The organism is Croceivirga lutea (genome assembly GCF_014235875.1).
GTDB classification, from domain to species: Bacteria; Bacteroidota; Bacteroidia; order Flavobacteriales; family Flavobacteriaceae; genus Croceivirga; species Croceivirga lutea.
Genome location: NZ_JACJUK010000001.1, coordinates 537,665 through 561,559 on the forward strand (window position 1 = coordinate 537,665; position 23,895 = coordinate 561,559).

Genomic DNA, 23,895 nt, shown 5'->3' on the forward strand with positions numbered 1-23,895 from the left:
ATACATTTGTAAACATAAATAGTGTTATTATGATAGAACGCTTACAAGAGTTTATGTCTTATTATCAACTTACTCCTTCAGCACTTGCGGATTCATTAGATATTCCACGATCCAGTATTTCACATTTGTTAACAGGTAGAAACAAACCTAGTTTGGATTTTGTTATACGTTTAATTCGAAAATATCCAGAGATTGACCTGTATTGGTTTTTAAATGGGAAAGGAACATTTCCAAAAGAAAAAAAATTAGAAAAGAAATCGCTTAAAGAATCTTCTACTCCACCTATACAACCCCCATTAATCAAAAAGGAAGAAAAAGACACAACAAGTAAATCAAAGTCTACAGAAACTGTGAAAAATAAAAAAGTGAAAAAAATTGTTTTCTTCTACGAGGATGGTAGTTTTGAGTTGTATATACCTAATTGATTAACTTAGGCCAAAAATTCTACTACTTGAAACATATTTTCATATTTCCACTAGTTATTCTTCTTATAGGGACAAGCTGTCAGTCTCCGCCAGAACGCAACTGTACTAATTTTAAAGAAGGAACATTTAGTTTTTCTGAAATTATTGATGGTGACACCTTAACAACAAAATTTATTCGCAAAGATGGAATAGAAATCGATTTTTTTAACGGAAATCGCGACACCAGTGCTGTTAGATGGATTAATGATTGTGAATACATTTTAAAGAAAAAGAACCCCAACAGCAAGGCTGAAGAAAGACCTATTCAAATAAAAATTTTGACAACTACAGATAGTTCGTATACATTTGAATACAATATTGTTGGTGAACCCAAAAAACTAAGAGGAACCGCTATAAAAACTAACTAACCATGTTCGATATTTTAAGTAATCCTGATGCCTGGATGGCATTATTAACCCTTACCTTCTTAGAAATAATTCTAGGAATAGATAACATTATTTTTATTTCGATTGCCGCAGGTAAATTAGAGCAAAAAGACCGTAAAAAGGCAACAAACCTTGGTTTGGTTCTAGCAATGCTGATGCGTATAGTCTTGTTATTTGCAATTTCATGGTTAATTTCTTTGAAAAAGCCATTTTTAATTCTTGACCACGATTGGATACATGGAGGTATTAGTTGGCAAGCCCTTATTTTATTTTTAGGAGGTCTGTTTTTGTTATATAAAAGCACAAAAGAAATTCATGAGAAAATTGAAGATAAAGGTCATGATGAGCGTGAAGTTAAAAAACAACGTTCAACAAGTTTAACCAACGCTATAGTGCAGATTACAGTAATTAATATTGTTTTTTCTTTTGATTCTATTTTAACGGCAATTGGTATGACAAATGGTATTTCTCCAAACCCAAACGATGCCTTAATACTAATGATAATTGCTGTTGTACTTTCTGTTATAATAATGATGCTATTTGCCAATCCGGTTGGTGAATTTGTAAATAGACACCCTTCAATCCAAGTACTTGGGCTTTCGTTTTTAATCTTAATTGGATTTATGCTTATAGCAGAAGCTGCTCATTTATCTCACCTAGTTGTATTTGATAATGAAGTAGGTAGTATTCCTAAAGGCTATTTGTATTTTGCCATTGCATTCTCATTAATGGTTGAATTCTTTGATATGAGAATGGCAAAAAACCGTAAAAAGAAAGCACAAACAGAAGTTATCGAAGACTAATTTAATTTGGCCTTTGATAAACTATTTCTGGATTAAGGTTTTTGTGTGACCTAAATAGTGCTTGCTGTTGTTTAACGGTTAATGTGCTACCATCATGGCTCCATCCTGGAGGGCCAAATATGTACATTAATTTATGTGAAAGTTTATTGGATTTTTTAACATCCTTCCAAATATCTTTGAACTCATGAGTTAAAATTACAATTGGATTATAAGATTCAGGGGAATGAATTACTCCGTACTTAACTTCTATACTTTCATCAAACTCTTTCCAGGTACCAAAAATACGGTCAAAAATATTTAAGAATCCACCATGATTTTTATCTAGATATTCTACATTCTGCGCATGATGTACTTGATGCATAGTGTGCGTATTCAAAAACTTTTCTAAAAAACCCAATTTAGGTACGTATTGCGAATGCAATTGAAATTGCCATAATGCTTCAATACCTAGACAAACTACAACCATTTCTACTGGAAAGCCAATAGCTGGCATCCACATGTAAAATAAGGGTTTGTACAGAATTGTAAACCAACCATTTCTAATGGCTGTTCCTAGATTAAAATTATCAGATGAGTGGTGAACAATATGAGCAGCCCATAAAATTCTAATTTCATGATTAGCTCTATGAAACCAATAATAGGTAAAATCGTCTGCCAACATACACAACAACCAAACGTACCAAGCGTAGCCAAAAGACTCGTAACCTAAAAAATTTGTGCGTACACCCTCAACAAGTGGATTACATAATTCATAAACCCCCTCGAATAAAGCAATCATAAAAATAACTTTAAACAATGGGCCGAGAATAGCAGAACCCACTCCCATGAAACCACTGGCAAATAAATCTTTCCAATGGTACAACTCATCATCTCCATGAGTTTTACTGTAGGTTAATTCGACAAGAATAAAAGCGATAAAAACGGGTACTCCGTAAACTAGTGGGTTTGTAAAATCCATTTAAGTGGGTTTTGCAATGGTTTGTGTTAAATTAAAGTGTGAAATTAAGGTTAAAATCTATCAAAACAAGGTGGGTTGGTCTGATTCATCATCATTAGTTTTGATATCACTATTATCTCCATTGATAGATTCTTCATCAACTACCTCTATTTCATCTGTTTTCTTTTTTTCGGGTTCTTCGTAAGGTAAAGGTTCTAAGCGTTCTACGCTCTTAACTTTGTCAGAAGTAAGCTGATTGCCCAGAGCTTTAATTCCTTTAATAGAAATAAAAGACTCTACATCAACAAGCAAGTTTGGTTTAACTTCTTTTCCTCTAGGTTTTACAAATGAAACTTCTATCTGTGGTCGCCAATCTGTCAATAATAATTCCAATTTAGATTTATTATGTTCGGTTATAACCAATTCTTCTTTATTAGTATTTTCAATTAAAAAACGCTTAATATAATAGCGTTCTTTATCACCTTCGAAATAGATTGCAGAAATAGGTTTGTTTGGTTTCCATTTTTCTAAGACAATTACATCATTATCAAAATGTGTATTTAAATCGGGTGCTATTGTTTTAACAAAACCGCGTTGATTTATAACCAATAATAAATCTTCTGCTCTAAATTCTCCAAGTAGTTCTCCTCTACCATCAACGTTTAAACGCTGTACTACGTCATCAAACCAAATTTTTCGTGGTTTCAGCGTAGAAAGCCCTTTCTCTTTAAGCTCTATGCGCTTTACTGGATATTTAGTTACAATGTTACCTTTTGATCCTCTACCTTTTATAAGCACATCTGAAAAATCAATATCCCATTTCAGTTTTTTAATACTACCAGATTGTCGCAAGAGCACAGTAATAATTTCTGCTTCACCATTTGGATTAGCAGAAAAGTAAAGAACATTAGAATTGGCCTTACCATTGGTTAAATCATACAACTTGTCTCTAGTAATACTAGTTACGTTAAACCGTTTAATATAACTAGGGCCTCCTTTACCGTCTTTATAGACCATATTATAGGTAGTTCGTTTGTCTTTTTTCTTGAATACCGCTACATGTATTATATTTTTTTCTACAAATGTTTTACTATCCACTTTTGTTATCATCATTTTACCACTTTGAGTAAAAACAATGATATCATCTATATCTGCACAATCTGTAACATATTCCTCTTTTCGTAAGGATGTGCCAATAAAGCCTTCTTCTCTATTAACGTATAGTTTTGTATTTCGAATAACCACTTTAGTGGCTTCAATGTCGTCAAATATTCTAATTTCTGATTTACGCTCTCTTCCTTTACCATATTTCGCTTTTAACGTCTTAAAATAATCAATGGCAAAAGTGATAATATTATCTAAATGATGTTTGGTTTCTTCTATTCTATCTTCCAGACTATCAATTAGTTGCTTAGCCTTATCTATATCAAACTTTGAAATACGCTTTATTCTAATTTCTGTAAGCTTAACAATGTCTTCTTCGGTTACTTTTCGCTTTAAATTTTTGACATGAGGTTTTAAACCTTCAGCAATAGCTTTAATAACTCCCTCCCAGGTTTCCTCTTCTTCAATCTCACGATAGATTCTATTTTCTATGAATATGCGTTCTAAAGAAGCAAAATGCCATTGCTCTTCCAATTCATTTAGTTGAATTTCTAACTCAGCCTTCAATAATTGGACGGTATGGTCTGTAGAACGCCGTAGAACCTCACTTACCCCAAGAAAAACAGGTTTATTATCTTCAATAATGCAACATAATGGCGAAATACTAGATTCACATGCCGTAAAAGCATACAAAGCATCAATAGTTTTGTCTGGAGAAATACCACTTGGTATGTGCACTAAGATTTCAACTTCTGCAGCAGTATTATCTTCGATTTTTTTAATCTTAATTTTACCTTTATCGTTAGCTTTTAGTATGGAATCTATTAAACTTGAGGTGTTTGTTCCAAAAGGTATTTCTCTAATAACCAGTGTATTCTTGTCTTCTATTTCAATTTTTGCTCTAACTCTTATTTTTCCACCTCTTAAGCCGTCATTATAGTTAGTAACATCTATAATACCAGCCGTAGGAAAGTCTGGAACAATTGTGAATCGTTGACCTTTTAATTGTTTTATCGAAGCATCTATAAGTTCAAGAAAATTATGAGGTAGAATTTTAGTAGAAAGACCAACGGCTATACCTTCAGCACCTTGAGCTAATAATAAAGGAAATTTTACCGGTAAATTAATAGGTTCTTTTTTTCTGCCATCATAGGAAAGTTGCCATTCCGTGATTTTTGGACTAAAAACCACATCTAAAGCAAATTTTGACAACCTAGCCTCTATATAACGCGAAGCTGCTGCGCCATCACCCGTAAGAATGTTACCCCAGTTACCCTGAGTATCAATTAATAAGTCTTTTTGCCCAATCTGAACCATAGCGTCGCCAATACTAGCATCACCATGAGGGTGGTATTGCATAGTATGCCCTACTACATTGGCAACCTTATTATACCTGCCGTCGTCCAATTCTTTTAAAGCGTGCATTATTCTGCGCTGCACAGGTTTGAACCCATCTTCTATTGCAGGAACAGCTCTTTCTAAAATTACATAAGAAGCATAATCTAAGAACCAATCTTTATACATACCCGTTACCCGGGTTAACGCCTCTTCGCTATTTGGCCCTTCATTTGAAAAATCAGAATTTAATTCTTGGTTATCTTCCATTAATTAAAACGTAATAGTCTGTTTAAGAACTACTTTTCTTCTATTAAGTCTAGTTCTACTTTAAGATTATTTATAATGAATTTTTGTCGGTCTGGCGTGTTCTTTCCCATATAAAATTGAAGCAATTGGTCTATTGACATTGCTTTATCTAACATCACCGGTTCAAGTCTAATGTCATCTCCAATAAAATGTTGAAATTCATCTGGAGAAATTTCACCTAACCCTTTAAATCTTGTTATTTCTGGCTTACCCGTTAATTTCTCAATTGCAGTCCTTTTTTCTTCGTCTGAATAACAATAAAAAGTTTGTTTTTTGTTACGAACTCTAAACAATGGGGTTTGCAATATATATAAGTGATTTTCTTTTATAAGTTCAGGAAAAAACTGCAAGAAAAAAGTAATTAATAATAATCTGATGTGCATTCCATCCACATCAGCATCTGTTGCAATTACAATGTTATTGTAGCGTAAATCCTCCAAAGAATCTTCGATGTTTAAAGCCGCTTGCAGTAGGTTAAACTCCTCATTTTCATAAACAATTTTTTTACTCATACCGTAGGAATTCAACGGCTTACCTCGCAAACTAAAAACAGCTTGAGTATTTACATCTCTAGATTTAGTTATAGAACCTGACGCTGAATCACCTTCTGTAATAAACAAAGTGGTTTCTAGTCTTCTATCTTTTTTTAAATCACCTAAATGAATTCGACAGTCTCTAAGCTTTTTATTATGTAGGCTAGCTTTCTTTGCACGTTCTCTAGCTAATTTTCGAATTCCAGATAATTCTTTACGCTCTTTTTCGGCTTGTAATATTTTCTTTAAAAGTGCATCTTTAGTTACCTGATTCTTGTGAAGATAATTATCTAAATACTTGCCAACAAAATCATTGATATACGTACGAACAGTAGGTAAATTTCCACCCATATCTGTACTACCCAACTTGGTTTTTGTTTGACTTTCAAATACCGGCTCCATTACTTTAATTGAAATGGCTGAAATTATTGATTTTCTGATATCTGAGGGGTCAAAATTCTTTCCAAAATGTTCACGTATAGTCTTCACAATTGCCTCTCTAAAAGCAGCTTGGTGTGTACCTCCTTGAGTGGTGTTTTGACCATTAACAAAAGAATGGTATTCTTCACTGTATTGCGTTCTACTATGCGTCAACGCAATTTCAATATCATCCCCTTTTAAGTGAATAATTGGATAGAGAAAATCTTCTTGATTATTGTTATCTTCTAAAAGGTCTTTTAATCCGTTTTTTGAATGAAACTTTTCACCGTTAAATACAATTGTTAATCCCGGATTTAAGTACACGTAATTTTTGAGCATGCGCTCTACATACTCATTACGGTACTTGTATTTTTTAAAAATACCAGCATCAGGCACAAAAATTACTTTAGTTCCTTTACGCTTGGTAGATTCTGCTAAATCTTCTGCAACTAAATTACCGGCCTCAAATTCTGCCGATTTAGTTTGACCATCACGAGTGGATTCTACTTTAAAGAATGTTGAAAGTGCATTAACCGCTTTGGTACCTACACCATTTAAACCTACTGATTTTTTAAAAGCGCGAGTATCGTATTTACCTCCAGTATTCATTTTGGATACCACATCTACCACTTTACCCAAAGGAATACCTCTACCATAATCACGAACGCTAACAGAATTTTCGTTGATTGCAATTTCAATGGTTTTACCAGCTCCCATAACAAATTCATCGATACAGTTATCGATTACTTCTTTCAATAAAATATAAATACCGTCATCTGCGGAAGAACCATCACCCAGTTTACCAATGTACATACCTGGGCGCATTCTAATGTGCTCTTTCCAATCGAGCGAACGTATATTATCTTCAGTATACTGGGTTGTAGAAGCCATAAACTCGTGGGATTATCCCGACTAATATAGAATTATGGCGGAAATATCAAAATGACTTTAAGAGAAAGTAATCAACAAATACATCTTATAAGTTGTTGATAGCTTAGTTTGCCTGCTTTTTTGTCCGCAGAGATAAGTAGGTGATTCCATAAATTACAATCGCCATTCCTACAAATTGCCAAAAGGTTAAGCGTTCATTTAAAAAGACATAAGCAAGAATAATAGTCGAAATTGGACCTAAACTTCCCAAAATAGAAAAATTAGATGCTCCTAGAATTTGTATTGATTTGGATACCAAAAAAGATGGAATTAATGTTGCGAAAACAGCCATTGCTAAACCCAATGCATAAACTTGCCATGGATAGGAGTATAAATTCCAATCGCCCATTAAAGCATAATGAATTAGCACACATAATGTACTAATAATCATGGCATAGCTAGTAAATAAAAGAACTCCAAATTTGGGAATTAACCAACCGCTACCAACGAGGTAAGAAGCATAAGTCAAAGCACTTAATAGAATTAAAAAAACACCTAGTAAGATTTCATTACCACTAAAATCTAATTCATTAAAAAAAGTAAGCAAAATACCCGCATAGGTTATTAATATGGCAACTACCTGTACCATAGAAATTTTCTTTTTAAAAAACAACCAAGACAATAGTACTACTATAGTTGGGTAGGTAAATAAGATAATACGTTCTAAACTTGCTTTAATGTAATTAAGCCCTAAAAAGTCAAAATAGCTTGCTAAATAATAGCCTAAGAATCCAAAAAGAACTATCCATAAAAAATCTGTTCTAGTTGCGGTAGTTTCAGTATTATTTTTAGAAACCCATAAAACAATTAAGATATAAAATGGTACTGAAAAAAACATTCTAAAAAGAAGCAGGTCTAGGGTTGGCACCTGATACTCGTAGGCCATTTTAACCATTACCGCCTTTGATGAAAAAAGAACAACGCCTAAAATTCCGTAACATATACCAAGACCTTTACCTTCTTTAAGCTTTGCCATAAAGCCAAAGTAAAGCGTTCTTAAAATTTTAAATACAAGTTTACGAGAGAACTACAACGTTCAAGACTTAGACATTAAACCTAAAGTGCATTACATCACCATCTTTTACGGTGTATTCTTTACCTTCAACACGCATTTTACCAGCTTCTTTAACCTTAGCTTCGCTACCAAAATTTACATAATCATTGTAGGCAATTACTTCTGCACGAATGAATCCTTTTTCAAAATCTGTATGAATAACCCCCGCGGCTTGTGGTGCGGTTGCACCTTTTTTGATTGTCCATGCTCTAACCTCTTTTTCGCCAGCGGTAAAATAGGTTTCTAAGTTCAGTAGATTATAAGCACCACGAATGAGTTTTGCAGCCCCTGGTTCAGAAAGCCCTAGGTCTTCTAAGAACATTTGGCGCTCTTCATAGCTTTCTAGCTCGTTAATATCAGCCTCTGTACCTACTGCTAAAAAAATAACTTCTGCATTTTCATCTTTTACAGCCTCTTTCACCTTGTTAACGTAAGTATTACCTTCTACGGCAGCAGCTTCATCAACATTACAAACGTACATTACTGGTTTATCTGTAATTAGTTGTAGTGGTTTTACAAACTCTGCGTGGTCTTCTTTTGAAAGCTCAATTGCACGTACAGATTGTCCTGCCTCTAAACCTTCTTTTAAGGTCGTAAGTATAGTGGCTTCTTTTTGAGCTTCTTTGTTCCCTGTTTTTGCAGCTCTTTTAACTTTATCAAGCTTTTTTTCAACACTTTCTAAGTCTTTTAACTGCAACTCCATATCGATAGTCTCTTTATCTCTAATAGGGTCTACAGAGCCATCAACATGAACTACATTATCATTATCAAAACAACGTAAAACATGAAGAATTGCATCTGTCTCTCTAATGTTGCCTAAAAATTGGTTACCTAATCCTTCACCTTTACTTGCGCCTTTAACCAAACCAGCAATGTCAACAATTTCAACAGTAGCCGGGATTACTTGTTGTGGATTTACAAGTTCATCTAACTTTTCTAATCTAGGGTCTGGCACATTAACTACGCCTATATTAGGCTCAATTGTACAAAAAGGAAAGTTTGCACTTTGTGCTTTTGCGTTTGATAAACAATTAAATAAAGTTGATTTACCTACGTTTGGTAATCCTACAATTCCAGCTTTCATTTAAAAAATGTTAGTAGTTAAACGATAAAAAATTGATGCTAAATTAGTTGTGAGAGGAAGTATTGCCATTCCACTTACAACTTACAACATGCTATCGATTAAAATGAAGCTGCAAAGATAAGTTGAAGAAAACAATTAATACTACAACCTATTAAACAAAGAGTATGCAAAGTAGCCGATAAGAAATAAAATACCCAAAATGGCTAGTGCGGATAAAAAACAGCCTATTTTCATCCAAATACCGTTATATTCTTCTTGTTTTTTCATAAAAAAACCCGAATCAGTATAAGATTCGGGTACAAGTTATCATTTTTAAAATTTACCCTTCAGGATGCATAAATTGTTGCTTCCCCAGTAATTCTTCTTCGGTCTCCACTACATCCTCATCTGGCACACAACAATCTACAGGACATACAGCGGCACATTGTGGCTCTTCATGGAACCCTTTACACTCGGTGCATTTATCTGGAACTATGTAGTATAATTCATCACTAACAGGCTCTTGAACTTCTTCAGCATTAACCTCTTTTCCATTAGGTAGCACAACATTACCTTCTAGAGAAGTACCATCACTGTACCGCCATTCATCTGCGCCTTCATAAATTGCAGTGTTTGGGCATTCTGGTTCACATGCTCCACAGTTAATACACTCATCTGTTATTATAATTGCCATATCAATTCCTTTTTCAATGCTTAATTTTACACAAAATTAAATCCTACTCAATCAGTATACAAATTTAATGACACTAGAAGAATCTATTTATTACCCTTTTGTTAAACTGGGAACATTTTTTAGAGCATACATTACCAACAAAATTGTTTTGAAAGACAAAAAACAGTTAGCTTTTGAAAATGCACTAGTAACTGCTAATCAACAAAATGGCTGGTTTACTCTAAGCAACTTAGAATATGCAGTAGCACAATGGGGTGAACAACTTACAGAATCAAATTTAACAGCGTGGTTATCAGCGTATAATTTAAAACAAAAGAAGGAAGCAAAAACTGTTGGTATAGTAATGGCAGGTAACATTCCATTAGTAGGTTTGCATGATTTTTTGTGCGTTCTACTTTCAGGAAATAACGCACTTATAAAACTATCTTCTAATGATAACGTGTTAGTACCATTTATTGCCGAATTTTTAATTGAAGAAAATATCGATTTTAAAAATAGAATAACGTTTACCGCTACCCAATTGACCAATTTTGACGCGGTAATTGCTACTGGAAGCAACAATACTAGTCGTTACTTTGAATATTATTTTGGTAAGTACCCCAACATAATTCGAAAGAACCGAAATTCTGTGGCAGTTCTTACTGGTGAAGAAACCACAGAACAGTTAAAAAACTTAGCTATAGATGTATTTCAATACTTTGGTTTAGGTTGTAGAAGTGTTTCTAAAATTTACATTCCCGATAATTATGATATTGATACACTATACAAAGCTTTTGAAGAGTACAAACATGTTCTAGATAATCATAAATACAACAATAACTACACTTACAACAAGGCTGTTTATTTAATGTCTGATTTTAAGTTTTTTGACAATGGCTTTTTACTGTTGAAACAAGAAGAGTCATTAGCTTCACCCATTGCAACGCTTTATTATGAATACTTCTCAGATAAAGAAGAATTACTGCAAAAATTAGAACTAAAAAAAGAAGATATTCAATGCATAGTTTCTAACAGTAAAACTGATGAATTCATCAATTTTGGAGAAACCCAACAACCTAATTTAAGTGACTATGCTGATGGTATAGATACCATGCAGTTTCTTACCAATCTATAATTTTTCCTTCCATAAAAATTTAAGACCTTAGCAAGGCAATTGTAAAATTGCTGAGCTAAATCAAAAAACTTAATGAAAAAACACAATTTTAGTGCAGGTCCCTGCATTTTGCCCTCAACCGTAATGCAAAAGGCTGCGGAAGCAGTTATTGAATTGGATGATATAGGTTTATCACTTATCGAAATATCTCATAGAAGTAAAGAATTTGTCGCAATCATAGAAAAAGCAAGAGCATTAGCTTTAGAGCTTTTAAACCTGGAAAACAAAGGATATGAAGCATTGTTTTTACAAGGCGGCGCCAGTACGCAGTTTTTAGCCACGGCGTATAATCTTCTTGAAAAAAAAGCCGGTTATATTAATACGGGTACATGGAGCTTAAAGGCAATTAAAGAAGCCCGCCTTTTTGGAGAGGTCTTTGAAATTGCATCTTCGCAAGAGGCCAACTTTACATATATACCTAAGGGATATAACATTCCAAAGGATTTAGATTACCTGCATTTAACATCGAATAACACCATTTTTGGTACTCAGTTTAAAGCGTTTCCAGAAACAGATGTTCCTCTGGTATGTGATATGAGTTCCGATATATTCTCAAGACAATTAGATTTTTCAAAATTTGATTTAATCTATGCAGGCGCTCAGAAAAACATGGGACCAGCAGGAACAACTTTAGTTGTCGTAAAAAAGGATATACTTGGAAAAGTTTCGCGCCAAATACCTTCAATGTTGAATTATGAAACTCATATTGCTAAAGAAAGTATGTTTAATACCCCACCTGTTTTTGCAGTCTACGTTTCTATGCTTACACTACAATGGTTAAAAGATTTAGGAGGTATTTCGGCTATAGAAGAAATTAATGAAAAGAAAGCCAATCTTATCTATTCTGAAATTGATTTGAATCCAGTTTTTTCCGGTATTGCAGCAAAAGAAGACCGATCTTACATGAATGCAACTTTTAATATTACCGATGAAACCCTTAAAGAAACTTTCGACCAAATGTGTTTAGAAGCAGGTGTTAGTGGTATTAATGGTCACCGTTCTGTAGGTGGTTATCGAGCTTCTATGTATAATGCGCTTTCTTTAGAAAGTGTAGGTGTTTTGGTAGATATAATGAGTGAGTTGGAACGCAAAGGATAACCCATGAAGATATTGGTCAATGATGGCATTGCTAAGGCGGGCAAAGATATACTCGAGGCAGCAGGTAACACGGTAATAGAAACTAAGGTTGCCCAAGAACAATTAGCTAATTACATCGCAAAAAATCAAATTCAAGCTTTACTAGTGAGAAGCGCAACGAAAGTCGATAAAAAAATTATTGATAAATGTCCAACGCTTCAACTAATTGGACGCGGTGGTGTAGGTTTAGACAATATTGATGTTGCGTATGCAAAATCTAAAGGAATACGAGTAATTAACACTCCTAAAGCTTCTTCTAATGCTGTTGCTGAATTGGTTTTTGCACATATGTTAACTGGCGCAAGACATTTACAAGATGCCAATAGAAATATGCCATTAGAAGGTGATAGTAATTTTAAAAAACTAAAGAAATCATATGCTTCAGCTACTGAATTAAAAGATAAAACTTTAGGTATAATAGGTTTTGGCCAAATTGGTAGAACTGTGGCTAAAATTGCGATAGGACTAGGAATGAAGGTTTTGGTCCACAACAAAACCAACAATACCTATTCATTAGAATTAGATTTTTATGATGGTCAAACCATTACCTTTACTATTATAGCAATGGCTTTTGAGGAGGTTCTTGAAAAATCAGATTTTATCAGTATTCACATTCCAAAACAAAAAAATCCAATATTTACCTCAAAAGAATTTGAATTAATGAAAGATGGTGTTGGTATAATTAACACCTCTAGAGGAGAAAATATTAACGAGGACGATTTATTAGAAGCAATTGAAAGTGGTAAAGTTAGTTTTGCGGGTTTAGATGTTTTTGTAAATGAACCCAATCCTCAAATTAAAGTCTTAATGAACCCAAGTATTTCTTTAACTCCACATATTGGGGGAAGCACACAAGAATCTCAAGAAAGAATTGGCATAGAACTTGCTAATCAAATTGTGGAAAAAGGTTAATTGTTAAGAAAATTTAAAATTAACTTTTGAATTTCGTACATTACAAATTATTATAAACACTAAAACAAATGGCAGGATTATTAGATTTATTAAATAGCCCAATGGGTCAGCAAATGATTAGCGGAGTTGCTGGGCAAACAGGACAGTCTGAAAGTAAAACAGCAGACGTACTTAGCATGGCAATGCCTCTTATTATGGGTGCAATGAAGAAGAATGTATCTTCACCAGAAGGTGCAGCCGGACTTATGGGAGCTTTATCAGGAAAACATGATGGTAGTATTTTAGACAACCTTGGTGGTCTCTTTGGTGGCGGAGTTGATGAATCTGTTATGAATGATGGTGCTGGCATTTTAGGTCATGTATTAGGTGCTAAACAACCAGCTGTAGAAAATGCACTAAGCCAAAAATCTGGTTTAGATGCTGGTTCTGTTGGTCAAATATTAAAAATTGCAGCCCCAATCTTAATGGGCTTTTTAGGTAAACAAACTAGACAAAACAATATTAATGACGGTAATGCTATGAATGCATTATTGGGCAGTATGCTTGGTGGTCAGCCAAAACAAAATCAAAGCCTTATTGAGAGTTTGATTGATGCTGACGGTGATGGTAGTGTACTAGATGACGTAGCTGGTATGGTTTTAGGAAGCAATAAGAAAAAAGGAGGCCTAGGAGGCTTACTTGGAGGTCTCTTTGGAAAATAAGATATTCTTAAAATAGCTTTAAAATAAAGCCATTCCAATAAAAGGAATGGCTTTTCTTTTTAAATTACCTGTATGAAATTGCTAATTAATTCTTTATTCCTAATATTTTTTGCTATCAGTTTAAGCAATTGTAGTTCTCAAAAAGAACTTGCAGATGTTACTGATACTGAAAAAGAAATATTCAAATCTGAAGACGACACTGAGGTAGCTTTAATTGATGAAGAAACGGAATATGAGATAATTATTATAGAACCTGGCTTTTACACCTGGTTAAATAGTGTAGCCAGGCCAGTAGGCTATTATACCCAAGGATGGTTAGAAACTCGAAATCAAATTCTTGTAGTTAATTGGAATAATAGAGTTCTACAGCCTCAACAATACAATCCAAACTTGTATGAATTACAGATAAATTACGACCCCAACATTGACTATGGGTACGAAGTAAATTACAAACTCTACAATTACTTTATTTATTTTCAAAGAAAATATAATCAACGTTTAGGACCCTTTTTACCTAGGATCTAATACGTACATTTGTGCGGTTATTAGAATTATGGAAAGATTAAAAAAACGCTGGGATATTGTTCAAAATTGGCAATTACTTTTTCCAGTACTTGGCTTTTTATTGACTTTAGCAACGGGTTATTATATCGCAAGAAAATTAGTTCATCTATTCAATAGTAATAATACATTTTTAGAGTGGCCAATAACACTAGTATTAACCACACTGTTCTACATAATTTTACTTAAGTTCTTTTTATGGTGTTTTCAAAAATTGAAAAATAAATGGATAACAGAGTACAGATGGGAAATGATTGCGATTTTCATAGTATTTGCAATTACAGGTAGTTTGGCGGGTAGATTAGCTGCTCCCCTAACCCATTTACTAGGTTTTGACTATGAAACAACAAGCGGTTGGATTTATTGGCCATTACGAGTGCTACTTATATTTCCTATTTACCAAATCTTATTAGTGGCAATTGGTTGGCTATTTGGTCAATTTTCTTTTTTCTGGAATTTTGAGAAAAAAATGTTGAAAAGAATGGGTTTAGGATTTCTATTCAACTAATTTTATAATATTCTTAACATACATTAGAGCATTAATAATTTTAGCTTTGTTGCTATGGGTAATTTGAGAACATTACTTACTACAGTATTTCTTTTAGCAATTTTATGCTTTAAGATTTCCTCTCTACATGTTTACACCCACCATGATGGTACAGAAGATAGCATAGAAAATTGTACAAGTTGTTTATTCACTATTGAAAACCAGCAAGCAGAATTCTCAATTACTAGTCCGGCACAAGTTGTTATCACTTCTGAAGCAATTCCATATCAAAATAAAGTAGTATCGTTTACTTCTATTTTTGAGATTAACATTCCGCACTTATTACGGCTCGAAAGTCGCCCCCCGCCAATGGTGTAGTTAACCCATTTACACCTACTTTTTTTATCTAAAATATTCTTATGAACTCATTGAAAACCATATGGTTAGCAATGTTCTTGCCCTTTTTAATTTTTGGGCAAGATTGTGACCTTAAACTTACTGGTACCGTAATCGATTATCATGATCAATCGATGTTACCGGGTGCTACGATAACTATTCTAAATTCTGATAAAGCAACATTATCAAATTTGGATGGAACTTTTTTAATCAAAAATTTATGTGCTGGTAATTATGAAATTGAAGTTTCTCATCCAGAATGTTCAACTGTATTTATACCTATAGAAATAACTGAAGATAGAACTATAGAAATAAAATTAGAACATCATTTAGAAGAACTAAAAGAAGTAGAAGTAGTTGGCAACTCCACTAGAAAACAAACAAATTCAGCACAAGAATCAACTTTAAAATTGGCAGAAATAGAGCAATATACAATTGGGTCTTTAGGTGATGCCTTAAAAGAACTTTCTGGCGTATCTACCTTAAATACAGGTGCATTTATTTCAAAACCAGCAATTCATGGTTTAAATGGCTCCAGAGTATTATTGTTAAACAATGGTGTGCGCATGCAAGACATGGAATGGGGAGACGAGCATGCACCCAACATAGATATTAACGCTGCAGGTAAAATAACTGTAGTTAAAGGAGCATCAGCATTAAAATACGGTGGTGACGCTATAGGTGGGGTTATTTTAGTTGAACCGTTAACCGTAATTAATAAAGATTCACTATTTGGTAAAACCGTTATCAGCGGAGCCACTAATGGCCGGGGAGGAAACATCAATACAGAGTTAACAAAAAGCTATAAATCTGGTTGGTATGTTAGAGGACAAGTTTCGTATAAACGTTTAGGAGACCAAGAAGCTCCAGATTATGTGTTATCTAACACTGGAATCCAAAACTTTGGTGTGAATTTTAATGCGGGTAAAAGAACTTTTGAAATGGGTTGGGAAGCTTATTACTCTTATATCAATACAGAAATTGCAATTTTGAGGGCATCTCATATTGGTAACACAGATGATTTAATAAGAAGTATAAATAGTAGACAGCCTCTGGTAATTAGAGACTTTACTTACGATTTACTTAACCCTAGACAACAAGTTGGTCATCATTTAGCTAAAGGTCTTTTTTATAAACGTTTTGAAGGATTGGGTAAACTAAGCCTACAATACGATTTTCAGCAAAATCAACGCTTTGAGTATGATATACGAAGAGGTGAAGATGACGATAGAGCATCAATAGATTTAAGGCTTACTACGCATACGCTTTCTACCGATTTTAAATGGGATGCCAATGCAAAGTTAGATGTAACTGTTGGACTTTTAGCCAGATATCAAGAAAACTTCCCAAATCCTGACACAGGTGTTAGAAGGCTTATTCCAGATTATGAAAAATACGATTTTGGGTCATTTTTAATTGGCGAATATAAAGCGACAGCTGATTTAACTTTTGATGCTGGCTTTAGATATGATTTTTCAAGAATTGATGCGAAGAAATTCTACATAACCTCTCGTTGGGAAGAACGTGGCTATGACCAAGAATTCAATGATTTAATTATTGAAGACCTTGGAACACAATTACTTGTAAATCCTATTCTTGATTTCAATAATATTTCAACCACCTTTGGAGCAGCATATGCTAAAGACTCAAATAGAAAACTTCGTTTAAATTTTGCGTTAGCCAAGCGTGCTCCTAATCCTTCTGAATTATTTAGTGATGGTTTACATCATTCAGCCTCCCGGATAGAGTTAGGTGATTTACGAATTAAAAGTGAAACCTCTCATAAAGTCTCCTTTTCATGGGAAGAAAAATTTGAACATTGGAGTTTTACCTTAGCACCATACGCTAATTATATTGATGATTTTATTCTTTTAGAACCAACCAACGTTGAGTTCACACTTAGGGGTGCATTCCCGGTTTGGAGTTATCGCCAAACTAATGCCAGACTTTTTGGTTTAGATTTTAATGCCAATGCTAATTGGATAGCAAATTTAAATACCGCTCATCAATTTTCGATAGTAAAAGGAACAGATACTGAAAATGATATTCCAATCATTAATATTCCTGCAGCAAATACGTTAAACAGTATTACTTTTTTAAAACCAGAATGGAACAATTTTGAATTCTCTTTGACTAGCAACTATGTATTTGAACAAAATGAAACACCACCAAATATTATCATTTTTTCTCCTGAACAAAATCAAGAAGTAGAATTAGATATTAATTCTGCACCAGATGCCTATCATCTAATTAATATACAAACACAACTGCAATTTAATCTGGGTAAAAACAATAATCTAACAACATCATTACTAATAAATAATCTTACGAATACAGTATACAGAGACTATTTAAATAGACAACGATATTTCGCTGATGACTTAGGTCGAAACATTATTATTCAATTAAAATTTAATTATTAACACAAACACTTAATTTATGAAAACGTTCAAATTCTTAGCTATCTTTTTTCTAGCGGCAACCGTTTTTGTCTCTTGCTCAGACGACGACAGTGGAGATAACAATCCAGAACCGGTGAATGAAGAAGAAACCATAACCACTATGACCATAACTTTGGTTCCTGAAGGTGGTGGAGACACGGTAACATTCCAATCACAAGATTTAGATGGTGATGGACCTAATGCTCCTGTAGTAACAGTTAGTGACCTTGCGGGTAATACTACATACAATGCAACTATTGTTTTATTAAATGAAACTGAAAACCCAGCAGAAAACATTACAGAAGAAGTGGAAGAGGAAGCAGATGAACACCAATTTATTTTTGAAATAGGAGGTTCAGTTGCAAGTGCTGTTGCTACTGATCAAGATGGAAATGGAAATCCTGTTGGAATAGAATTCAACTTAGAAACTAACACTGCGGGTTCTGGTAGTTTAACAGTTACCCTACGCCACGAGCCAACTAAGCCAAATGACGGCACGTTATCTGGTGCTGGCGGTGAAACAGATATCGCAGTTACTTTTAATTTTAATATTACACAATAACAAAAAAGGGCGTTGTAAAAACAACGCCCTTTTTTTAAACATCTATTATGGTCTTTTTTGTTTTTTTATCTGAAAGAAAATAGGTGTAAATCCACATAATGGTAAAAGAAGGAACTACGTCCATACCAGGTATCAACTCTTCTAAAAAAGTAAATACACCGGCTGCTTTACCCACTTTACCCTTATATAACCTAGTCATTAACCAACCTGCGAGTGGTGCCCAAATTACATCAGAAAACTCCCCTATAAAGGGTACAGTAAAAGATAGCATACCAATACCATCAAATACCAAGGATAATAACAGGTTTTTATATTTTTCGTCTTTACGTTTTGCCATGATGAAATTTAAAAATTCATTTTGTATTCAACAATAGCCATGCCAATTATTTAGTGTAAATCAGCACTAATCAATTTCAAAAACTCGTTTCTTGTTTCAATTTTTTCAAACTGTCCTCTAAATCCTGATGTGGTGGTTACTGAGTTTTGTTTTTGAACTCCGCGCATCATCATACACATATGAGACGCCTCAATGACCACTGCTACACCTTTTGGTTTTAGGGTATTATTTATACATTCTAAAATATCATGCGTTAACCGTTCTTGCACTTGTAATCTTCTTGCAAATACATCTACTACACGTGGTATTTTACTCAACCCTACTATCTGGCCATTAGGAATATACGCCACATGTGCCTTGCCAAAAAATGGTAACATATGGTGTTCACAAAGCGAGTATAACTCAATATCTTTGATGATAACCATATCATCATAATCCTCTTTAAACATGGCGCTTTTTAAAATTTCTTCAGCACTCTGTTTATAGCCTTGAGTTAAAAAAAGCATGGCTTTAGCAGCACGCTCAGGTGTTTTTAATAAACCTTCGCGTTCAACGTCCTCCCCTATTTCATCTATAATTGTTTTATAACGCTCCTTTACCTCATTGGTTAAGTTGATATTATATTCTTCTAAATTCTGATATGCTGCCATGTTATTTTGTAACGGATTTTAATTTGTCTGAAAAATAGGTATTTAATTTTTTCAATTTTGGATTTATAATTACTTGGCAATACGGTTGTGATGCATTCTCATTATAATAATTTTGATGGTCTTCTTCTGCTTTATAGAACGTTTTTTCTTCACTAACCGCTGTAACTATTGGATTTTGAAACACTTTTTGTTCTGTTAAAAGCGCTATAAAAGCTTCAGCTTGTTTACGTTGTTCATCTGTAGTGTAAAAAATCTCACTTCTGTATTGCGTGCCAACATCATTACCTTGCCTATTAAGAGTAGTTGGGTCATGTGTCGCAAAAAACACCTCTAACAATTCAGTATAAGAAATGAGATTAGGGTCAAAAGTAATTAGAATACCCTCTGCGTGGCCAGTTCTACCAGTGCACACCTCTCTATACGGAGGATTTTTTATATGTCCTCCGGTATATCCAGAAATTACCTCTTGTACACCATTTAAGCGTTGAAAAACAGCTTCTGTACACCAAAAACAACCATTTGCAAAAATAGCGGTCTCGAGTGCTGTAGTATTGTTTTTATTCATTAGATTTTCTTTCTTCAATAGCTTTTAAAATTATAAAGCTAGTATTTAACTTTTGATTTATAACTTTTAGTCGTATTTGATTACCACAAATTACTTTTAACCTAAGTAAGTTATGGCTACTTTCGTTATTTAAATTTCTTATATGGTAATAGCCAAAAATATTAGAAAGTCTTATGGCGAGCTTGAGGTGTTAAAAGGCGTTGATGTAACTATTGCAAAAAAAGAGATTGTTTCTATTGTTGGAGCTTCTGGTGCGGGTAAAACTACTTTACTTCAAATTTTAGGTACCCTAGACAAGCCAAGTAATAGCAATGAATGTGTGTTAGAAATTAATGGTATTGATGTCACAAAACTTAATGATAAAGCACAAGCAAAATTTAGAAATGAACATATTGGATTTATTTTTCAGTTTCATCAGCTGTTACCAGAATTTAATGCTTTAGAAAATGTTTGTATTCCTGGTTTTATTCAACAAAGACCTAAAAAAGAGGTGGAAGAAAAAGCATCAGAATTATTAGAATTTTTAGGATTATCGCATAGACTTCATCATAAGCCCAACGAACTATCTGGTGGTGAACAACAACGGGTAGCCGTGGCTAGGTCTTTAATTAACAATCCTTCTATAATTTTGGCTGACGAGCCTTCTGGAAATTTAGATTCAGAAAGCGCAGAAAATTTACACCAACTATTTTTAAAGTTAAGAGATGATTTTGACCAAACTTTTATCATAGTAACACATAACAAAGAATTAGCTGATTTGGCAGATAGAAAACTAACTATGGTAGATGGTTTAATTGTATGAAAAGAACATTTGAAAGAATCCTAGATTTTATAAAGAATCCAAAATACGTTTCTTATTCTGATGCTCCTGGCGGCTATAAATGGAAGTTGTTTTCACACATTCTGGTGCTTTGCCTAGTGCTAGGGATTTTAACCTCTATGTTTACCAGTATTCTACTAGAGGTAATTCTTAAAATAGACCTTGGTGGACATGAGATGGAAGAGTTATTAGCTAATAGTTCTTTACTACTAGTGTTTTTTTTAGCTGTAATTGTTGCTCCTTTATTTGAAGAATTATTCTTTAGAGGAGGTTTATCTCTGTTTAAAAATAATCCTAATTTTAAGTGGATATTTTATGCTAGTGCAGTGTTATTTGCCTTAGTTCATATTACAAACTTTGAATCCTCTACCACGGTTTACCTACTAACTCCTTTACTAGTTTTACCACAATTAATTTTAGGATTTTTATTAGGCTATATTAGAGTACGATTAGGTCTTCATTGGTCAATACTATTACATGCCTGTTATAATGGTATATTGTTTTTGCCCGTAGTAATTTTACAATTATTAGGAATACCTATTGAATGAGATTACAAGAGTTAAAAGAATTTTTAGATGAAAAGGCTGCGTATTACGAAAACCGCACTTTTTTAGATACTGACCCCATTCAGATACCGCATCATTTTTCTAAAAAAGAAGACATTGAAATTTCCGGATTTTTAACCGCTACAATTGCTTGGGGAAATAGAAAAAGTATTATTACTAATGCCACAAAATTAATGGCGTTATTTGACAATGCACCTTATGACTTTATACTAAACCACTCGAAAGCAGATTTAAAGGCCTTAGAATCATTTGTGCACCGAACATTTAATGACGATGACCTTACATATTTTATAAAAGCATTAAAAAACATTTATCAAAATCATAATGGTTTAGAAAATGTATTAACGCCACATTCTAAAGCTGAAAACTTACAAGAAAGCATAACAAAATTTAAGTCTACTTTTTTTGAATTAGAACACCCAGCTCGTACAGCAAAGCATGTTTCTAATCCTGCTACAGGCTCTGCTGCCAAGCGTATTAATATGTTTTTACGTTGGATGGTTAGACCCTCAAAAAACGGAGTAGATTTTGGTATTTGGACACAAATTAAACCCTCCCAACTTTCTTGTCCCTTAGATGTACATTCTGGCAATGTAGCTAGAAAACTCAAGCTTTTGAAACGAAAGCAGAATGATGCCAAAGCGCTGTTAGAGCTAGATAAAAGCTTACGCAAATTTGACCCCGTTGACCCTGTTAAATATGATTTTGCATTATTTGGATTAGGGGTATTTGAAAGATTTTAATTACTACTTTCAAATTGTTTGTCTGTCAATGTTTTCATAAAAGCAATTAGGGCCTTAGACTCTGTAGTTGATAAGTGTAAAGAATCTGGCGGTAACGTTTGTAGCGGAACATCTAAGCCCATACCAGCACCACCACCAACATTGTAGAAATTTACTACCTCTTCTAAAGAACTGTATACCCCGTTATGCATGTATGGAGCCGTCAATTCAATATTTCTAACTGTAGCAGTTTTAAAAAAGTTTTTACGTTCTTCAACCTTGTATGGTAAATATTGGCCGGGGTCATCATCTAATACCGGATGTTCAAAACTAGCGTTCATAGGAACTCCTAAATTCTCGAATTCAGTTTCCATATATTTTGGTGGAACTGTACCGTTGAATGCGGGTGGAAAATGGCAGGTTGCGCAGGCAGCCTTACCCATAAATAAATTAAAACCAAGTATTTCTTCTTTAGTTAAAGACTCTTCCTTCTCCTGCATATTTCTATCAAACTTAGAATCAAAAGGTGCCAAGCTCCTTATATAGGTTGCAATGGCGTGTCTAGCGTTCCAATTGGTTGCCTTACCATCGTACAACTCGTTGAATGCAGATGTATATTCTGTACTATTGTTGATTATTTGCTCAATGGAGCTCAAATCCATATGAAATTCGTCCACGTCATTAACCACATTAACAATTTGGTCTTCTAATCCTGTAGCTCTTCCATCATAAAACATGGTTTTCTGAAAAACTGCATAGGTTAAAGTAGGTGAATTTCTTTGTAAAGCTTTACCATTTGCACCTTTGGCAATTTTGTTACCATCTGTAAATGCTAGAGACTGCACATGACAAGTAGCACAGCTTATTGATTTTGAAACTGATAAATTAGTATCATTAAACAACTGCTTGCCTAAAGCAATACGTTCAGCTGTTATTTCTGGTGAACGTGGTAATGCAAACTTTTTAATATTAAAAAAATCTTTATCAAAAAGATTCTCCGCAGTCGGATTTAATTCTCGTGAAGTATTTAAAGCAATTTTCCAATGATTGGCCACTTTATTAATTAATGATAGCTGTTTGTTGGTATGATTTTTAATAAACGAATACCTATCAAAACTATCAAAATTACCTGCTTTCAAAGTAGCTATGGTTAATTCAATTTCTTTTTGAAAATCCTTATAAATACTGGTATCTACGAATGTTTCTTCATAGATGAATAAAACTTTTTGTAGTGTTTGATAATTGTATATAGCTTCCTGCAAAGAGTTGGCTAACATCGGCGAGTCAAAACCTGTAATGCCTTTAGTGGCAACGTTAACAATAGCATCTCTTATCATTTTAAGATGGTGCCTGTCACTTTGCCGAATTAAAATATGATTTTTTCTAATGTATGGTATTCTAACTTTAAGATATGCTAAAGTGTTCTGGAGTGTTTTATTATCTACTGCTTCATCAGCAAAAAGCGTTTCTTCTAATACTTGGTAACTTTTTGGTTTTAAAACCTTTATATCTTGATAATCATCGATTTCTACTTTTAACAAATTAGGAGCATTCATTGACAAATAATTTTCATAATCATAAGCAATGAGCATTGGTTCAACTCGTTTATACCACTCTCTACTTTTAAGAAAATACTTCTGGTTTTCTTCGATACTAAGCGTAGTATCTAATTTTTGAATAAAATAAGATGCGCTATCTAGGGTCTCAAAATAATAGTTTCTAATATCCTCATTGAATAAAGAAGTAGATTTTTCAGAAACTACCCTTGCAGGTTTAGCAACTTCCTTTTTGCATGATAGCAATGTACAGCTTACTACTAAAGACAATACAAATAGACCTTTTTTACACATAGA

The 23,895-nt window shown here is 33.7% G+C and carries 25 protein-coding genes; 15 read left to right on the forward strand and 10 right to left on the reverse strand.

Features of this window, described 5'->3' with window-relative positions; all coding sequences use genetic code 11:
* The first annotated feature begins 29 nt into the window (after positions 1 to 29).
* From H5V42_RS02535 to H5V42_RS02545, 3 genes are read left to right on the forward strand one after another with little or no spacing between them, the layout of a single operon-like run.
* Complete coding sequence (locus tag H5V42_RS02535) at positions 30 to 425, forward strand: helix-turn-helix domain-containing protein (RefSeq protein ID WP_185781544.1); 396 nt, start codon at positions 30 to 32, stop codon at positions 423 to 425.
* Between the two features lie 26 nt (positions 426 to 451).
* Entirely contained in the window at positions 452 to 832 is a 381-nt protein-coding gene (locus H5V42_RS02540; protein ID WP_185781545.1) for a DNA topoisomerase IV, read from the forward strand.
* A 2-nt stretch (positions 833 to 834) separates the two neighbouring features.
* Positions 835 to 1,653, forward strand: a complete 819-nt coding sequence (locus tag H5V42_RS02545) for a TerC family protein (RefSeq protein ID WP_185781546.1) — start codon at positions 835 to 837, stop codon at positions 1,651 to 1,653.
* Position 1,654: 1 nt separating this feature from the next.
* Here H5V42_RS02545 and H5V42_RS02550 read toward each other — a convergent pair whose 3' ends face one another.
* From H5V42_RS02550 to H5V42_RS02575, 6 genes are all read right to left on the reverse strand, one after another.
* A complete protein-coding gene (locus H5V42_RS02550) occupies positions 1,655 to 2,611 on the reverse strand; it encodes a sterol desaturase family protein (protein WP_185781547.1) in 957 nt (318 codons plus the stop codon).
* A 60-nt stretch (positions 2,612 to 2,671) separates the two neighbouring features.
* Positions 2,672 to 5,299, reverse strand: a complete 2,628-nt coding sequence (locus H5V42_RS02555; RefSeq protein WP_185781548.1) for a DNA gyrase/topoisomerase IV subunit A — start codon at positions 5,297 to 5,299, stop codon at positions 2,672 to 2,674.
* A gap of 29 nt (positions 5,300 to 5,328) precedes the next feature.
* Entirely contained in the window at positions 5,329 to 7,182 is a 1,854-nt protein-coding gene (locus H5V42_RS02560) for a DNA topoisomerase IV subunit B (protein ID WP_185781549.1), read from the reverse strand.
* A gap of 103 nt (positions 7,183 to 7,285) precedes the next feature.
* The gene (locus tag H5V42_RS02565; protein WP_185781550.1) at positions 7,286 to 8,197 is read right to left on the reverse strand and encodes a DMT family transporter; all 912 of its coding nucleotides are present in this window, start codon (positions 8,195 to 8,197) and stop codon (positions 7,286 to 7,288) included.
* A gap of 67 nt (positions 8,198 to 8,264) precedes the next feature.
* Positions 8,265 to 9,359: a redox-regulated ATPase YchF gene (ychF, locus tag H5V42_RS02570; protein WP_185781551.1), complete on the reverse strand. Its 1,095-nt coding sequence runs from the start codon at positions 9,357 to 9,359 to the stop codon at positions 8,265 to 8,267.
* Between the two features lie 319 nt (positions 9,360 to 9,678).
* Positions 9,679 to 10,032, reverse strand: a complete 354-nt coding sequence (locus tag H5V42_RS02575; protein WP_185781552.1) for a 4Fe-4S dicluster domain-containing protein — start codon at positions 10,030 to 10,032, stop codon at positions 9,679 to 9,681.
* Between the two features lie 67 nt (positions 10,033 to 10,099).
* Between H5V42_RS02575 and H5V42_RS02580 the strand changes: the two genes are divergently transcribed.
* The 9 genes from H5V42_RS02580 (at position 10,100) to H5V42_RS02620 (ending at position 18,382) form a co-directional block, all read left to right on the forward strand.
* A complete protein-coding gene (locus tag H5V42_RS02580) occupies positions 10,100 to 11,146 on the forward strand; it encodes an acyl-CoA reductase (protein ID WP_185781553.1) in 1,047 nt (348 codons plus the stop codon).
* A 72-nt stretch (positions 11,147 to 11,218) separates the two neighbouring features.
* The gene (gene serC, locus H5V42_RS02585) at positions 11,219 to 12,283 is read left to right on the forward strand and encodes a 3-phosphoserine/phosphohydroxythreonine transaminase (protein ID WP_185781554.1); all 1,065 of its coding nucleotides are present in this window, start codon (positions 11,219 to 11,221) and stop codon (positions 12,281 to 12,283) included.
* A gap of 3 nt (positions 12,284 to 12,286) precedes the next feature.
* Entirely contained in the window at positions 12,287 to 13,234 is a 948-nt protein-coding gene (locus tag H5V42_RS02590) for a D-2-hydroxyacid dehydrogenase (RefSeq protein WP_185781555.1), read from the forward strand.
* 68 nt (positions 13,235 to 13,302) lie between these two features.
* The gene (locus tag H5V42_RS02595; RefSeq protein WP_185781556.1) at positions 13,303 to 13,935 is read left to right on the forward strand and encodes a DUF937 domain-containing protein; all 633 of its coding nucleotides are present in this window, start codon (positions 13,303 to 13,305) and stop codon (positions 13,933 to 13,935) included.
* A gap of 72 nt (positions 13,936 to 14,007) precedes the next feature.
* Complete coding sequence (locus tag H5V42_RS02600; protein WP_185781557.1) at positions 14,008 to 14,460, forward strand: DUF6146 family protein; 453 nt, start codon at positions 14,008 to 14,010, stop codon at positions 14,458 to 14,460.
* A 28-nt stretch (positions 14,461 to 14,488) separates the two neighbouring features.
* The gene (locus H5V42_RS02605; RefSeq protein ID WP_185781558.1) at positions 14,489 to 15,004 is read left to right on the forward strand and encodes a DUF6787 family protein; all 516 of its coding nucleotides are present in this window, start codon (positions 14,489 to 14,491) and stop codon (positions 15,002 to 15,004) included.
* Positions 15,005 to 15,058: 54 nt separating this feature from the next.
* The gene (locus H5V42_RS02610; RefSeq protein ID WP_185781559.1) at positions 15,059 to 15,361 is read left to right on the forward strand and encodes a hypothetical protein; all 303 of its coding nucleotides are present in this window, start codon (positions 15,059 to 15,061) and stop codon (positions 15,359 to 15,361) included.
* Positions 15,362 to 15,402: 41 nt separating this feature from the next.
* Positions 15,403 to 17,802 (forward strand): TonB-dependent receptor, encoded by a 2,400-nt coding sequence (locus H5V42_RS02615; RefSeq protein WP_185781560.1) that lies wholly within the window; start codon positions 15,403 to 15,405, stop codon positions 17,800 to 17,802.
* A gap of 16 nt (positions 17,803 to 17,818) precedes the next feature.
* Positions 17,819 to 18,382 carry a type 1 periplasmic binding fold superfamily protein gene (locus H5V42_RS02620; RefSeq protein WP_185781561.1) on the forward strand — a complete coding sequence of 188 codons (564 nt, stop codon included), beginning with the start codon at positions 17,819 to 17,821 and terminating at the stop codon, positions 18,380 to 18,382.
* A 34-nt stretch (positions 18,383 to 18,416) separates the two neighbouring features.
* Here the strand turns inward: H5V42_RS02620 and H5V42_RS02625 are convergent, their stop codons facing one another.
* The 3 genes from H5V42_RS02625 to msrA are packed head-to-tail and all read right to left on the reverse strand — an operon-like array spanning position 18,417 to position 19,934.
* Positions 18,417 to 18,719: a hypothetical protein gene (locus tag H5V42_RS02625; protein WP_185781562.1), complete on the reverse strand. Its 303-nt coding sequence runs from the start codon at positions 18,717 to 18,719 to the stop codon at positions 18,417 to 18,419.
* 50 nt (positions 18,720 to 18,769) lie between these two features.
* Positions 18,770 to 19,369: a GTP cyclohydrolase I FolE gene (gene folE / locus H5V42_RS02630; protein WP_185781563.1), complete on the reverse strand. Its 600-nt coding sequence runs from the start codon at positions 19,367 to 19,369 to the stop codon at positions 18,770 to 18,772.
* Between the two features lies 1 nt (position 19,370).
* Positions 19,371 to 19,934 carry a peptide-methionine (S)-S-oxide reductase MsrA gene (gene msrA, locus H5V42_RS02635; protein WP_185781564.1) on the reverse strand — a complete coding sequence of 188 codons (564 nt, stop codon included), beginning with the start codon at positions 19,932 to 19,934 and terminating at the stop codon, positions 19,371 to 19,373.
* Between the two features lie 142 nt (positions 19,935 to 20,076).
* On the opposite strand from msrA, the gene H5V42_RS02640 reads away from it, so the two are divergent.
* Genes H5V42_RS02640 through H5V42_RS02650 form a run of 3 tightly spaced genes read left to right on the forward strand, consistent with a single transcriptional unit; the run spans position 20,077 to position 22,063 of the window.
* Complete coding sequence (locus H5V42_RS02640; protein ID WP_185781565.1) at positions 20,077 to 20,736, forward strand: ABC transporter ATP-binding protein; 660 nt, start codon at positions 20,077 to 20,079, stop codon at positions 20,734 to 20,736.
* The gene (locus H5V42_RS02645) at positions 20,733 to 21,302 is read left to right on the forward strand and encodes a CPBP family intramembrane glutamic endopeptidase (protein WP_185781566.1); all 570 of its coding nucleotides are present in this window, start codon (positions 20,733 to 20,735) and stop codon (positions 21,300 to 21,302) included. Before H5V42_RS02640 ends, H5V42_RS02645 begins: the two co-directional genes overlap by 4 nt.
* The gene (locus tag H5V42_RS02650; protein ID WP_185781567.1) at positions 21,299 to 22,063 is read left to right on the forward strand and encodes a TIGR02757 family protein; all 765 of its coding nucleotides are present in this window, start codon (positions 21,299 to 21,301) and stop codon (positions 22,061 to 22,063) included. Before H5V42_RS02645 ends, H5V42_RS02650 begins: the two co-directional genes overlap by 4 nt.
* Here H5V42_RS02650 and H5V42_RS02655 read toward each other — a convergent pair.
* Positions 22,060 to 23,892, reverse strand: a complete 1,833-nt coding sequence (locus H5V42_RS02655; protein WP_185781568.1) for a cytochrome-c peroxidase — start codon at positions 23,890 to 23,892, stop codon at positions 22,060 to 22,062. The two genes, H5V42_RS02650 and H5V42_RS02655, sit on opposite strands and share 4 nt — an antisense overlap.
* Between the last annotated feature and the right edge of the window lie 3 nt (positions 23,893 to 23,895).

Coding starts and splice junctions, on each gene's coding strand:
- H5V42_RS02650 (WP_185781567.1), top strand. CDS start 21,299: ATGAGATTACAAGAGTTAAAAGAATTTTTAGATGAAAAGGCTGCGTAT.
- folE (WP_185781563.1), bottom strand. CDS start 19,369: ATGGCAGCATATCAGAATTTAGAAGAATATAATATCAACTTAACCAAT.
- serC (WP_185781554.1), top strand. CDS start 11,219: ATGAAAAAACACAATTTTAGTGCAGGTCCCTGCATTTTGCCCTCAACC.
- H5V42_RS02550 (WP_185781547.1), bottom strand. CDS start 2,611: ATGGATTTTACAAACCCACTAGTTTACGGAGTACCCGTTTTTATCGCT.
- H5V42_RS02610 (WP_185781559.1), top strand. CDS start 15,059: ATGGGTAATTTGAGAACATTACTTACTACAGTATTTCTTTTAGCAATT.
- H5V42_RS02590 (WP_185781555.1), top strand. CDS start 12,287: ATGAAGATATTGGTCAATGATGGCATTGCTAAGGCGGGCAAAGATATA.
- H5V42_RS02645 (WP_185781566.1), top strand. CDS start 20,733: ATGAAAAGAACATTTGAAAGAATCCTAGATTTTATAAAGAATCCAAAA.
- H5V42_RS02555 (WP_185781548.1), bottom strand. CDS start 5,299: ATGGAAGATAACCAAGAATTAAATTCTGATTTTTCAAATGAAGGGCCA.
- H5V42_RS02625 (WP_185781562.1), bottom strand. CDS start 18,719: ATGGCAAAACGTAAAGACGAAAAATATAAAAACCTGTTATTATCCTTG.
- msrA (WP_185781564.1), bottom strand. CDS start 19,934: ATGAATAAAAACAATACTACAGCACTCGAGACCGCTATTTTTGCAAAT.
- H5V42_RS02605 (WP_185781558.1), top strand. CDS start 14,489: ATGGAAAGATTAAAAAAACGCTGGGATATTGTTCAAAATTGGCAATTA.
- H5V42_RS02620 (WP_185781561.1), top strand. CDS start 17,819: ATGAAAACGTTCAAATTCTTAGCTATCTTTTTTCTAGCGGCAACCGTT.
- H5V42_RS02565 (WP_185781550.1), bottom strand. CDS start 8,197: ATGGCAAAGCTTAAAGAAGGTAAAGGTCTTGGTATATGTTACGGAATT.
- H5V42_RS02615 (WP_185781560.1), top strand. CDS start 15,403: ATGAACTCATTGAAAACCATATGGTTAGCAATGTTCTTGCCCTTTTTA.
- H5V42_RS02595 (WP_185781556.1), top strand. CDS start 13,303: ATGGCAGGATTATTAGATTTATTAAATAGCCCAATGGGTCAGCAAATG.
- H5V42_RS02600 (WP_185781557.1), top strand. CDS start 14,008: ATGAAATTGCTAATTAATTCTTTATTCCTAATATTTTTTGCTATCAGT.
- H5V42_RS02655 (WP_185781568.1), bottom strand. CDS start 23,892: ATGTGTAAAAAAGGTCTATTTGTATTGTCTTTAGTAGTAAGCTGTACA.
- H5V42_RS02580 (WP_185781553.1), top strand. CDS start 10,100: ATGACACTAGAAGAATCTATTTATTACCCTTTTGTTAAACTGGGAACA.
- H5V42_RS02535 (WP_185781544.1), top strand. CDS start 30: ATGATAGAACGCTTACAAGAGTTTATGTCTTATTATCAACTTACTCCT.
- H5V42_RS02640 (WP_185781565.1), top strand. CDS start 20,077: ATGGTAATAGCCAAAAATATTAGAAAGTCTTATGGCGAGCTTGAGGTG.
- H5V42_RS02545 (WP_185781546.1), top strand. CDS start 835: ATGTTCGATATTTTAAGTAATCCTGATGCCTGGATGGCATTATTAACC.
- ychF (WP_185781551.1), bottom strand. CDS start 9,359: ATGAAAGCTGGAATTGTAGGATTACCAAACGTAGGTAAATCAACTTTA.
- H5V42_RS02560 (WP_185781549.1), bottom strand. CDS start 7,182: ATGGCTTCTACAACCCAGTATACTGAAGATAATATACGTTCGCTCGAT.
- H5V42_RS02575 (WP_185781552.1), bottom strand. CDS start 10,032: ATGGCAATTATAATAACAGATGAGTGTATTAACTGTGGAGCATGTGAA.